Here is a 12396-nt window from a genome sequence, read left to right on the forward strand (position 1 = left end):
CGCGGCGGCTAGCGTTCTACGCGGCTTTAGACCGGGGTGTTTTTTGGAATTTTCCAGAAAATCATTGCAGCCAGCAGGTTGATACTGCCCAGACAGATCAGGCTGGCATGGAAGGCTGCGACCACCTGTTCCGGTCCCCAATAGGCACTAAACAGGTTGACCAGCGTTCCGGCCAAGGCCACGCCAATACTCATGGACAGCATCATGATCATCGACAGGAAACTGTTGCCGCTGCTGGCATCTTGCTGCGGCAAATCTTTTAGGGTCAGGGTGTTCATGGACACAAACTGCAGTGAATTAAGCAGACCAAAAATAAAGAAATGCAGCGCACGTAGCCAGATGGGGGTGTCGGCCGTGGTCAGGGCAAAACTGGCGATACAGGCCCCGACCAGCAAGGTATTGGTGATAAGTACCTGACGATAACCAAAGCGCTGAATCAGCTGGCGGATAATCGGTTTTGAGGCCAGCGAACCGAGTACGGTCGGAATCATCATCAGGCCGGTCACAAAGGGCTCAAAGCCAAAGGCCAGTTGCAGCATCAGCGGCAGTAAAAAGGGAATTGAATTGCCGGCCAGCCGGGCAATCGAGTTCCCAAGAATCCCGATTGCATAAATCCGGTGCCGGAACAGCTTGCTGCGAAACAGGGCATTCTGATGGGTATGCGCATGATAGGCATACAGGCCGGCACTCAGCAGACCGAGCAGGACCAGCGCAATGCTCCACCACAGCGAGTACAGCGGACTGGCCACGTTTTCAATGCCCAGTGACAGCCCGACCATGGCAATCAATAACAGGATAAATCCCCAGAAATCAAATTGCGGCACGCTCGGCTCGGTAATATTTGGCATGGCTTTAAAAGTAATCAAGACCCCTAAAATGCCAATCGGCAGATTGATTAGAAAAATCCAGTGCCATGAGGCGACTTCCACCAGCCAGCCGCCCAAAGTAGGTCCAATTAAGGGGCCGATCAGACCGGCCAGACTCATCAGGCTCATGGCCGATAAAAACTGGGTGCGGGGAATGATTTTTAGCATCGCCAGACGACCAACTGGCAATAAGAACGCACCGCCAATGCCTTGCAGTACCCGGTAAAACAGCAGTTCATTCAGGCTGCTGGCATAGGCACAGCCAATGGAGGCCAGGGTGAAAATCACAATGGCGGAAAAATAGGTGTTGCGCACGCCAAAACGGTCGGCCAGCCAGCCACTCAAGGGAATACAGGCCGCCACTGACAATACATAGGCCACCACCACGCTGTGCATTCGCAGCGGATCTTCCTGCAAATTCTCGGCAATGGCCGGCAACGCGGTGTTGATGATGGTGGTATCCAGGCCCTGCATAAAAAAGCCAATCGACACCAAGAGCACTAACAATCTGAATTCGGGTTGCAGGGCTTGATGGGTTGGCGTGGCAGTCATAATTAGCGGGCATGGTGGAATTTTGCCTAGTGTAAAACAATCTGGCGCGGATGTCGTATCTAAAGCGTTGCCGCGTGACGGCCTGACCCTGTCAGAAAACTGCAATCAAAACGTCATGGCACTGCAACCGGATGTTTATAAATTGTTCATATTCTAAACACTATCAAATTAAACCTATGAAATTAAAATTGAAATCACTTTGGGTGGCCATGTTGGCCGTGGGAATGGCAGCGTGTAACAGTGATGATGATCAGGTCAGTCCCGCACCGGTCGATCCAACCCCAAATACCATTGAACTGAGCAAAATTGGGGCCTATCAGTCGGGCATTTTTGCAGAAAGTGCCGCAGAAATTCCGGCCTATGATGCCGCCAGCAAACGTCTGTTTGTGGTCAATGCGCAGGCCGGGGTGCTGGATGTACTCGATTTAAGCCAGCCAAATCAGCCGGTTAAAATTGCCGAGATTCAGGTCCATGATATTGCCGAAGGCGCAGAAGTAAACAGTGTCGCGGTGCATAACGGTATTGTGGCAATTGCGATTCAGGCTGCCGTCAAAACCGATCCGGGTTATGTGGCGCTGTATCAGGCCAAAGATCTGAGCAAACTGGCGCATGTGCAGGTCGGTGCCTTACCGGATATGCTGACTTTTAGCCCGGATGGTCAAACCCTGCTGGTGGCCAATGAAGGTGAGCCATCTGATGATTATCAGGTTGATCCGGAAGGTTCAATTTCCGTGATTCAGCTGAGTAATTTAACAGCGCCTGTGGTCCGCACTGCAGACTTTAAAGCCTTTAATGGACAGGAAGCGGCGCTGCGTGCCCAGGGCGTGCGTATTTTCGGGCCAAATGCGACCGCGGCGCAGGATTTTGAACCGGAATATATTACGGTATCGCAAGATGGCAAAACGGCTTGGGCTGCATTGCAGGAAAACAATGCGCTGGCCAAAATTGATGTGGTCAATGCCAAAGTACTGGCGGTGTATCCATTGGGCTTTAAAGACCATGGTCTGGACGGCAATGGCATGGATGTCAGCGATGCCGATGGTGTTGATGGAACGGGCAGTATTAAGATCCAGACCTGGGCCAATGTGCGCGGTCTGTATATGCCAGATGCAATTGCCAGCTTTGATGTGGCCGGCAAAACCTATATCGTGACCGCCAATGAAGGCGATGCGCGCGCCTGGGGCGAAGACACACCAGAATATTTTAATAACGACACCAGCAAAGGTTTTGTTGAAGAATGGCGAGTGAAACATCTGGTACATGCCGATGGCTTTGCCCGCCGTTTAGGCGATGATTTACCGGCACACTTAAGCCAGCTGGCCAAAGGTGCCGAGCTGAATCCGGATAATTTTGGTTACTGCGGTGCCACGGCAGGCAATGCTGGTGACTGCCGTAAAGATCATCTGCTGGGTCGTCTGAATATTACCTGGACTGAAGGCTACCAGAAAAATGCCGATGGTACGCCAAAGCTGAATGAACGCGGCAATCTGGTATATGACCATCTTTATAGTTTTGGTGCACGCTCGGTCAGTATCTGGACAGAAAATAGCGCGCAAAACGGTCTGGAACGGGTCTGGGATTCAGGGGATGATTTTGAGCAGTACATTGCCGAGCATCATCCGGAAATTTTCAATGCCAACCATGAAGAAGCAGGCATGGATAACCGCAGTGACAACAAAGGCCCTGAACCTGAAGGCGTGACGCTGGGCCAGATTGGCAGCAAAACCTTTGCCTTTATTGGTCTGGAACGTGCTGGCGGGGTGATGGTCTATGATGTATCGACTCCATCTGCACCAAGTTTTGTGCAGTATCTGAATAGCCGTGAGATGAGTGCGAGCACTGAACAAATTGAGCTGGGGCAGGCCGGTGATTTAGGCCCGGAAGGTCTGGTCTTTATTGAGGCAAAGGACTCGCCTAATGGCCAGCCATTACTGGTGGTGGGCAATGAAGTCAGCGGCAGCACCGCGGTATATCAGCTGAACCTGAAATAAGTGAGCAAAAAAGAGAAAGGGCACTACGGTGCTCTTTTTTTATTTTAAATTTTTATTGTCACTAAAATGTCATAGAACTGAAATAGTATTGTCATCATTTTAAGCTAATGCCAGCCCGATAGGGGGTGGTGTTCCCTTTTTGAACATAGGCTTTGTTCTTATGACAATTGAACTTTTAATGGTAATCGGCTTCTGTTTGGCGGCCTATTCTATTGTCGGAAATGATGTACCTCAAACCTTAGGGACTTTTATTTCTTCTAACTCCCATCGTCCTTGGTGGGTACTGTGGGTGTATATCAGCAGTATCCTGGTTGTGGTCTTGGTCTATGGCTGGTATGCATCGGGCGTCGGTGATGCCTCTTATGGGCGACTGGAAACCATTCCGTTCCCTGAAGGTGGAATTACCTGGCTGTATATTGTGCCGCCGGTTTTACTGTTGCTACTGACCAAATATGGTATTCCGGTCAGTACCACCTTCCTGGTGTTGACCATCTTCTCTCCTGCGAGCTTGGGCTCGATGATGGTCAAATCCATGATGGGCTATGCCGTGGCCTTCCTGGCGGCGCTGATCATCTATCGTTTTGTGGCTAACAAAATGACGGTGTACTTCAACCAGACCAAAGATCAGGAACATTCGACCAAATGGGTGATTCTACAATGGTTATCTACCGGTTTCCTGTGGAGCCAGTGGCTGATTCAGGATCTGGCCAACATCTTCGTGTATGTGCCGCGTCAGGTACCGTTTGAATTCCTGATGTTTGCCATTACGGTCTTTGTGATCTTGCTGGGGGTTATTCTGTACCAGCGTGGTGGTGCCATCCAGAAGATTGTCGATACCAAAACCGATGTTACCGATGTACGTGCTGCGACCATCGTGGACTTTATCTATGCAGTGATCCTGCTGGTTTTCAAAGAGTGGAGCAATATCCCGATGAGTACCACCTGGGTATTCCTGGGTCTGTTGGCCGGTCGTGAATTTGCCATCTCAATGATTGTGAACGGGGTCAGCAAATACCGTACCTCACGCAATGTCAGCAAAGATGCGATGAAACTGATGTTTGGTCTGGCCATGTCGGTATTCCTGGCGACCACTTTGCCATGGTTCTATAACCTGATTTCAGGCTAAGCCTGGACTGAACATCAAGTACAAAAAAAGCGAGCTTCGGCTCGCTTTTTTCTTTCTGGATTTTTGGGTTCAAGCGCTTTAAATGGCAACGTGCTGTGGGGCATCCAGATTATGCAAGGCAGTCAGGATTTCATCGGCATGATTGCAGATAATCAGCTTGGCGCGGTGCTGCGGCGGCAGGAAGCCTTCAGTCACGGCATGGTCAAGTTGGGCAATTAGCGCATTATAGAAGCCATTGACGTTATAGAGCATCATCGGTTTTTGATGCTGGTTCAACTGGCCCCAGGTGGCAATTTCCAGAATTTCCTCAAAGGTGCCCAGTCCGCCCGGCAAGGCCACAAAGGCGCTGGCACGTTCGGCCATGAGGGCTTTACGTTCATGCATGCTGTGTACAATATGCAATTCGGTCAGACGATGATGGGCAATTTCATAATCCAGCATAAATTCCGGAATCACACCTACAGTTTCACCACCGTGATCAACCACGGCATCGGCGACCTGACCCATTAAACCGATACTGGCGCCGCCATAGACCAGACCAAAGCCATTTTCCGCCAGACGGCGTGCCAGTGCCACGGCCTTTTCCTGATACACCGGTTTATTTCCAGAACGTGAGCCGCAATATAAAGCAATTAAAGGTTGTGTTGTTTTAGGAGAAGGATATTTTAAATTATCAGTCATTTTTACTACGCTATTCATGATTCTTGTTTCACCTTAACATGTTCTTTTTGTCTGCTCTAGCTTATGCAAAAAATATGACAAACAATGCCAGCGCCGTGCAGTGTGATTGCAAAGAATTGTTAAAGCATGCAGCACAACCGTGATCAGGCCAAAAAAAGAGTGATTCTGGCGCCAATCTTTTCTATACTGAAATTGTGTTTGACAACAATAGAACCGTCATGGGTAGTGGACACTATTGCACCATACAACAACAGCCGCTTTTAATCTCTTTTCTTTTCCCTTTCATTCCCCAGGTTTTGAAACAGCCGGCCTTGGCTGTCGCACAGCCAAAACGATACTCGTGGAGCATCGCCCATGATTTTTGAATGGATGTCTGATCCAGCCGCATGGGTGGGTTTGCTGACCCTGATTATTCTGGAAATTGTGCTGGGTATTGATAACCTGGTGTTTATTGCCATTCTGGCTGAAAAATTGCCGCCAGAACAGCGTAATGCCGCGCGGGTGGTCGGGCTGATTCTGGCTTTAGGCATGCGCCTGATTCTGCTGGCTTCAATTGCTTGGGTGGTCACCCTGACCAATCCGCTGTTCCATATTTTTGATCATCCGTTTTCGGGTCGTGATCTGATCTTGCTGTTTGGTGGGGTGTTCCTGCTGTTTAAAGGCACCATGGAGCTGCGTGAGCGTATTGAAGGCAAGCCGCAGCTGAAAGAAGAAAATCCGGTACACGCCACTTTCTGGATGGTGATTGTGCAGATTGTGGTGCTGGATGCGGTGTTCTCGCTCGACAGTGTGATTACCGCGGTCGGTATGGTCAAAGAGCTGTCGGTGATGATGATCGCGGTGACCATTGCCATCGGTATTATGCTTTGGGCCTCTAAACCGCTGATGGATTTTGTCAACAAACATCCAACTGTGGTGATTCTGTGCCTGTGCTTCCTGATGATGATCGGTTTCTCGCTGGTGGTGGAAGGTTTCGGTTATCACATTCCAAAAGGCTATTTATATGCCGCGATTGGTTTCTCGGTGATGATCGAGTTCCTGAACCAAGCCATGCGCAAAAATCAGGAAAAAATGGTCACCACCACTGACCTGCGTTATCGCACTGCTTCCGCGGTGATGCGGATGCTCGGCGGCAAACCGAACGGGCCGGAACCGGAGCATCCAAGTCCGGAAGAAGTGCTGGCCACACGTGCTTTTGCCGATGAAGTCTTTGCCGAAGAGAACAGCGTTTACCATACCGTGATGGTGCAGGGCGTACTCAGTCTGGCCGAGCGTCCGGTAAAATCGGTGATGACCCCGCGACCGGAACTAGAATGGCTGGATTTAGATGAAGACCAGGATAGCATTCAGGCCCAGCTGATGAATACCTCGCATTCACGTTTAATTGTGGTGCATGGCGAGCTGGACAATATTGCCGGGGTGGTGCTGACCCATAAGGTCATGAATGAATTTATTGAAACCGGCGTACTGAATTTTGAAAAACATCTGCGCGAACCGGTGATTGTGCATGAAAATGCGCAGGTATTGATGGTGATGGAACAGCTACGTCAGGCGCCGCTGCAAATGGCAATTGTGCTGAACGAATATGGCTCGATTGAAGGTGTGGTCACCCCGATTGATGTGCTGGAAGCCATTGCCGGTGAATTTCCGGATGAAGATACCCTCGACGCGGTTGCAGAAACCCTGGAAGATGGCAGCCTGATGCTGGATGGCTCGACTGATATCCGCCATGTCTCGTTATTGCTCGGTCGTGATCTGGTTAATGAGCTGGAAGAATATTCGACCCTGTCGGGTTATATCCTGTTCCATCTCGGCCGTTTGCCGGAAAATGGCCAACGTCTGCTGGCCGATGATCATATTTTTGAAGTGGTCACCATGGACGGGCATAAAATCGAGAAGGTGCATGTGCTGCCGCAGCCGCCAGCCGAGTAGCACTCAGAATATTCCTGTTTTCTGGTTCAGTTCCGTTAAAATAGCCTGCATTGTCAGGCTATTTTTTTGGAAAAAATTTATGTCAGAACAGCCTTGTCCTTGTGGCGCTGGGTTTTATCACAGTTGTTGCCAGCCTTTGCATTTAGGTCAGCAGCAGGCCCAAACTGCCGCTCAGCTAATGCGTTCACGCTATAGTGCCTTTGCCTTGCAGCAGATTGATTATATTGTCAAAACCACCGCACTTGGTCAGCAGCAGGCTCTGGATGTGGCCGCTATTCGGGACTGGAGCAGCGCCAACCAGTGGTTAAAACTGGAAATCGTAAGTGCTCAGGAAAAGCTGGACAAAAGCCATGCCCAGGTCGAATTCAAGGCCTATTATCATGATGGCAACCAGCCGCAGATACATCATGAAGTATCGCATTTCGTCAAACATCAGGGTGCGTGGTATTTTCTTGATCCGACCACCGATCAGCAGATTACCATGAAACAGCCCTGTATCTGCGGTTCGGGCAAGAAATTTAAGCAATGTTGTGCGCAATTTTTATAACATTTGCCGTATTTTCGCTTATGATAACGCGCATCAATTCCCCTAGTGAAAGAAGGGCAGTTCATGTTGCTGTTGGTCATTTATATTATTGCCATTACTGCAGAAGCAATGACAGGTGCATTGTCGGCAGGACGGCGAAGCATGGACTGGTTCGGGGTGACCCTGATTGCCTGTGTCACCGCACTGGGCGGCGGCTCGGTACGTGATGTATTGCTGGGCCATTATCCTTTAACCTGGGTCAAGCATCCGGAATATCTGGTCCTGACCTGCGCGGCAGCCTTTGTCACCATTTTAATTGCCAAATGGATGCGCCATCTGCGTTCCATCTTCCTGGTGCTGGATGCCTTGGGCCTGATTGGCTTTACCATTATTGGCTGCCAGATTGCGCTGGAAATGGGCCACGGTTTTGTGGTGTCGGCGGTGGCCGGTGTGCTGACCGGCGTCTCGGGCGGGATTCTGCGTGATATTCTGTGTAATGATGTGCCGCTGGTGTTCCGCCGTGAGCTGTATGCCAGTATCTCTTTTGTGTCGGTGATCTGCTATTGGGTCTGTATTGAAATTGGCCTGTCGCTAGAACTAACTGTTATCGCCACGCTGATTTTTGGTTTTACCTTACGTTTAATTGCGATCTATTTTGGTCTGGAAATGCCAAAATTCATTTATAAGGATGATGATGAGCAGTCGGCCTCATCCAAAGATGCCTCCTAGCCACAAATCTCCTATAAATTAAACGGCATGACCGCTATCCAGAGAGCGGTCATTGTCTTTAAAATCAAAGCTGATTGCTGTTGTCATAACAATAACCAGGCGCGCCATCCGCGTTTTCCTCTCCACCCTGTCAGAGCGTTTATTATGGATCTAGTTTCTCGTGTACAACGCTTACCGATTGGTAAGTTCCACTATACCTTGCTATGGGTCATCGGACTGGGCTGGATGTTTGATGCCATGGATACCGGTTTAATCTCCTTTATTCTGGCCAAAATGGCGGAAGACTGGCAAATGAGCCCGGCAGAAAAAGGCTGGGTGGTGTCAATTGGTTTTGTTGGCATGGCCATTGGTGCGGTGTTCTCCGGCGGGTTGGCCGACCGGATTGGGCGTAAAACCGTATTTGCCACGACCCTGGTGATTTATAGCCTGGCCACAGCGGCCTGTGCCTTTGCCCCAAATTTAAGCTGGTTACTGTTTTTCCGCTTTATTGTCGGTTTAGGGCTGGGCGGGCAGTTGCCGGTTGCGGTGACTTTGGTCAGTGAATATATTCCGGCGCATGTGCGGGGCCGTTTTATTGTGCTGCTGGAAAGCTTCTGGGGGCTGGGCTGGCTCTGTGCGGCGCTGGTGTCTTATTTTGTGATTCCGACCTTTGACTGGCATATGGCCTTTTTAATTGGTGGTTTGCCGGCGCTCTATGCCTGGGTCATCTGGAAAAAAGTACCGGAATCGGTGCCGTATTTAATTAACCGCGGCCGGGTCGAAGAAGCGCACAAACTAGTACAAAGTCTGGAACGTCGCTGCGGCGTCGAGGTGATTGAACAGCTGGAAGTGAAACCGGTGGCAGCCAAACAGAATATTTCCTTTGCCCAGCTGTGGTCGGGGCCATTTGCACGCCGTACCCTCATGCTGTGGCTGATCTGGTTCGGCATTGTCTATTCCTACTATGGCATTTTTACCTGGCTGCCAAGTCTGCTGGTCAAGGAAGGCTATACTATTGTGCAGTCCTTTGAATATGTGCTGATCATGATTCTGGCGCAGTTGCCGGGTTATATTGCGGCGGCCTGGCTGGTAGAAAAACTTGGCCGAAAAGCCACACTGGCCGGCTTTATTGGGCTGTGTGCGGTATCAGCCTACTTCTTTGGACAGGCCAGCAGCGTCGGCATGATCGTGTTCTGGGGTTGCCTGATGTCCTTCTTTAACCTAGGCGCCTGGGGTGTGCTTTATACCTATACGCCGGAACAGTATCCAACCAATATCCGTGCCTTTGGTTCCGGCTGGGCTTCGGCGGTGGGCCGTATGGGCGGTATTGTTGCGCCTTTGGTGGTGACCCAGATGATGGTGATGCACAACGGCTTTAGCTATGTATTTATGATGTTTACCGCGGTGCTGCTGGCCGTGGCACTGGTGATTGTGCTGCTGGGTGAGGAAACCCGCGGCAAGACCCTGGAGTCGATTGGTTTATAAGCAGCCGCTCATACAGACAATGCAAGATGCGCTGGCTATTGTGCCGGCGCATCTTTTTTATTTCTGGAATATGTTTTTCAACGCGCAGTCAGACTTGTGTATTTTTCAGTTGATTGACGCGCCTAAAATGGATATTTTTACGCCATAAGACATAAATTGTCGCAGAGTGTGATCGGCTACCCTTGTGCTGGCCGCGGCTGCGGCATAGCATAAGAACGTCAAAACTATAACGCATTAATTTAGGATTACAGGTTGTTATGACAAGCCTCGCGCATCATGCGACAGAAAACCGTTCCGTAGCAGAATTTACTGAACAAGCATATCTCAGCTATGCCATGTACGTGATTATGGACCGTGCATTGCCTCATATCAGCGATGGCCTGAAACCGGTACAGCGCCGTATCGTCTATGCCATGAGCGAGCTGGGTCTCAAGCCAAGCAGTAAACCAAAAAAATCTGCACGTACGGTCGGTGATGTGCTGGGTAAGTACCATCCGCATGGTGACTCGGCCTGTTATGAAGCCATGGTGTTAATGGCGCAGCCGTTTAGCTATCGTTATCCATTTATTGAAGGGCAGGGCAACTGGGGTTCACCGGATGATCCAAAATCCTTTGCCGCAATGCGTTATACCGAAGCCAAATTATCCGCATATAGTGACCTGTTACTGTCTGAACTCGGTCAGGGCACCTGCGACTGGCAGGACAACTTTGATGGTTCCCTAAAAGAGCCAGTGACCTTGCCGGCACGGGTTCCAAATATCCTGCTCAATGGCACCACCGGCATTGCCGTGGGGATGGCCACCGATATTCCGCCGCACAACTTGCGCGAAATCATTAAAGGCACCATCGCCCTGATCCGTAATCCGAATTTAAGCGATAGCAAGGTCGCAGAATATATTCCTGGTCCGGATTTACCGACCCGGGCTGAAGTAATTACCCCGCCAGATGAACTGTTAAAGATTCAGACCACTGGACGCGGCAGTTATCGCATGCGTGCGGTGTATACCATTGAAAAAAATGAAATTGTTATCAGTGATTTGCCGTATCAGGTGTCTGGCTCAAAAGTCATCACCCAGATTGCCGACCAGATGCAGGCCAAAAAACTGCCGCTGGTGACCGATGTACGGGATGAATCGGACCATAAAAATCCGACCCGACTGGTGATTGTGCTGCGTTCCAACCGGATTGATGCCGATGCGGTGATGAGCCATCTGTTTGCAACCACCGATCTGGAATCAAGCTATCGGGTCAACATGAACATGATTGGTGCCGATGGTCGTCCACAGGTGAAATCGATTCGCCAGATTTTATTGGAATGGATCGAGATTCGTAAACATACCGTCACACGCCGCCTGCAATATCATCTGAACAAGATTGAAAAACGCCTGCATATTCTGGCCGGCTTGCTGATTGCCTATTTAGACATTGATACCGTGATCCGCATTATCCGCGAAGAAGATCATCCCAAAGCAGAGCTGATGGCGCACTTTGGTATTGATGAGATTCAGGCTGAAGCCATTTTGGAACTCAAGTTGCGCCATCTGGCCCGACTGGAAGAAATGGAAATCCGTCGCGAACAGGAAGAACTCGAGACCAAAGCTGCCACAATTCGTGAACAGTTGGCCAATCCGGAATCATTAAAAAACCTGATTATTACGGAGTTAAAAGACGACGCCAAAAAGTTTGGTGATGACCGCCGTTCACCAATCGTGCAGCGCGCTGAAGCCACTGCCATTAATGAACAGGACATGCTGCCGGCTGATCCGGTAACCGTGGTGCTGTCTGAAGCTGGCTGGATTCGCTGTGCCAAAGGCCATGATGTCGATGCCGAAAACCTGAATTTCCGCGCTGGTGACCAGTATTTAAGTCACGCCCAAGGCAAATCCAACCAGCGTGCCTATGTGCTGGATGACACTGGACGCAGTTATGGTGTGGCCATTAACAGCCTGCCATCGGCGCGTGGTTTGGGTGAACCGCTCAGTTCACGTTTATCACCGGCCAGCGGGGTCGGCTTTAAACAGGTGTTTGTGGCAGAAGATCAGGCTGAAATTCTGGTCATGAGCAGCAAAGGTTATGGCTTTAAAACCCAAGCCAAACAGCTGGATACCAATGCCAAAGCCGGTAAGGCTTTCCTGAGCCTGTCTGAAGGCGCCAGCGTGATGAATCTGCAAACTATTGAGCAGTTCAGTCATGTTGCGCTACTCAGTTCTGCCGGCCGTTTACTGATTGTTGATCTGGCAGAATTACCGGTGCTGAACAAAGGTAAAGGTAATAAATTGATACAACTTGAACCGAAAGATCAGATTGTATCCATGACAATGCTAAATTTAGATGAAATAATTCAAGTGTTTGCAGGACAACAGCAGTTAAAATTAAAAGGTGATGACTTGCAGAAGTATATCGGTAAGAGAGGAACTAAGGGACAGCTTTTACCACGGGGATATCAAAAAGCAAATAAACTGTTGATTCAGAGATAAGACTAGCGTTGTTTACATAAAATACGTTATATATGAATCGAATTCGTGAAAA

Annotated in this window: 9 protein-coding genes; 7 read left to right on the plus strand and 2 right to left on the minus strand. The window is 49.8% G+C overall.

The genetic code is table 11. The annotated features are described in order from the left end of the window. Positions 1 to 26 precede the first annotated feature (26 nt). Entirely contained in the window at positions 27 to 1418 is a 1392-nt protein-coding gene (mdtD, locus tag GA693_RS13285) for a multidrug transporter subunit MdtD (protein WP_005181486.1), read from the minus strand. A gap of 176 nt (positions 1419 to 1594) precedes the next feature. On the opposite strand from mdtD, the gene GA693_RS13290 reads away from it, so the two are divergent. Further along, positions 1595 to 3409: a choice-of-anchor I family protein gene (locus GA693_RS13290; protein WP_160241717.1), complete on the plus strand. Its 1815-nt coding sequence runs from the start codon at positions 1595 to 1597 to the stop codon at positions 3407 to 3409. A 160-nt stretch (positions 3410 to 3569) separates the two neighbouring features. Continuing rightward, on the plus strand, positions 3570 to 4535 hold the full coding sequence (locus tag GA693_RS13295) for a hypothetical protein (RefSeq protein WP_045795363.1): 966 nt from the start codon (positions 3570 to 3572) through the stop codon (positions 4533 to 4535). A 78-nt stretch (positions 4536 to 4613) separates the two neighbouring features. Here the strand turns inward: GA693_RS13295 and GA693_RS13300 are convergent, their stop codons facing one another. Beyond that, the gene (locus GA693_RS13300) at positions 4614 to 5234 is read right to left on the minus strand and encodes an LOG family protein (RefSeq protein WP_160241716.1); all 621 of its coding nucleotides are present in this window, start codon (positions 5232 to 5234) and stop codon (positions 4614 to 4616) included. Positions 5235 to 5570: 336 nt separating this feature from the next. On the opposite strand from GA693_RS13300, the gene GA693_RS13305 reads away from it, so the two are divergent. From GA693_RS13305 to parC, 5 genes are all read left to right on the plus strand, one after another. Further along, a complete protein-coding gene (locus tag GA693_RS13305) occupies positions 5571 to 7148 on the plus strand; it encodes a TerC family protein (protein ID WP_075167841.1) in 1578 nt (525 codons plus the stop codon). A 79-nt stretch (positions 7149 to 7227) separates the two neighbouring features. Next, positions 7228 to 7695, plus strand: coding sequence for a YchJ family protein (locus tag GA693_RS13310; protein ID WP_160241715.1), 468 nt, complete (start codon positions 7228 to 7230; stop codon positions 7693 to 7695). A 63-nt stretch (positions 7696 to 7758) separates the two neighbouring features. Further along, the gene (locus GA693_RS13315; RefSeq protein WP_005181518.1) at positions 7759 to 8403 is read left to right on the plus strand and encodes a trimeric intracellular cation channel family protein; all 645 of its coding nucleotides are present in this window, start codon (positions 7759 to 7761) and stop codon (positions 8401 to 8403) included. Positions 8404 to 8547: 144 nt separating this feature from the next. Continuing rightward, positions 8548 to 9867 (plus strand): niacin transporter NiaP, encoded by a 1320-nt coding sequence (gene niaP / locus GA693_RS13320; RefSeq protein WP_005181520.1) that lies wholly within the window; start codon positions 8548 to 8550, stop codon positions 9865 to 9867. A 257-nt stretch (positions 9868 to 10124) separates the two neighbouring features. After that, complete coding sequence (parC, locus tag GA693_RS13325; protein ID WP_160241714.1) at positions 10125 to 12344, plus strand: DNA topoisomerase IV subunit A; 2220 nt, start codon at positions 10125 to 10127, stop codon at positions 12342 to 12344. Positions 12345 to 12396 lie beyond the last annotated feature (52 nt).

The sequence above is a fragment of the Acinetobacter indicus genome (genome assembly GCF_009914475.1).
Classification (GTDB): Bacteria; Pseudomonadota; Gammaproteobacteria; order Pseudomonadales; family Moraxellaceae; genus Acinetobacter; species Acinetobacter indicus.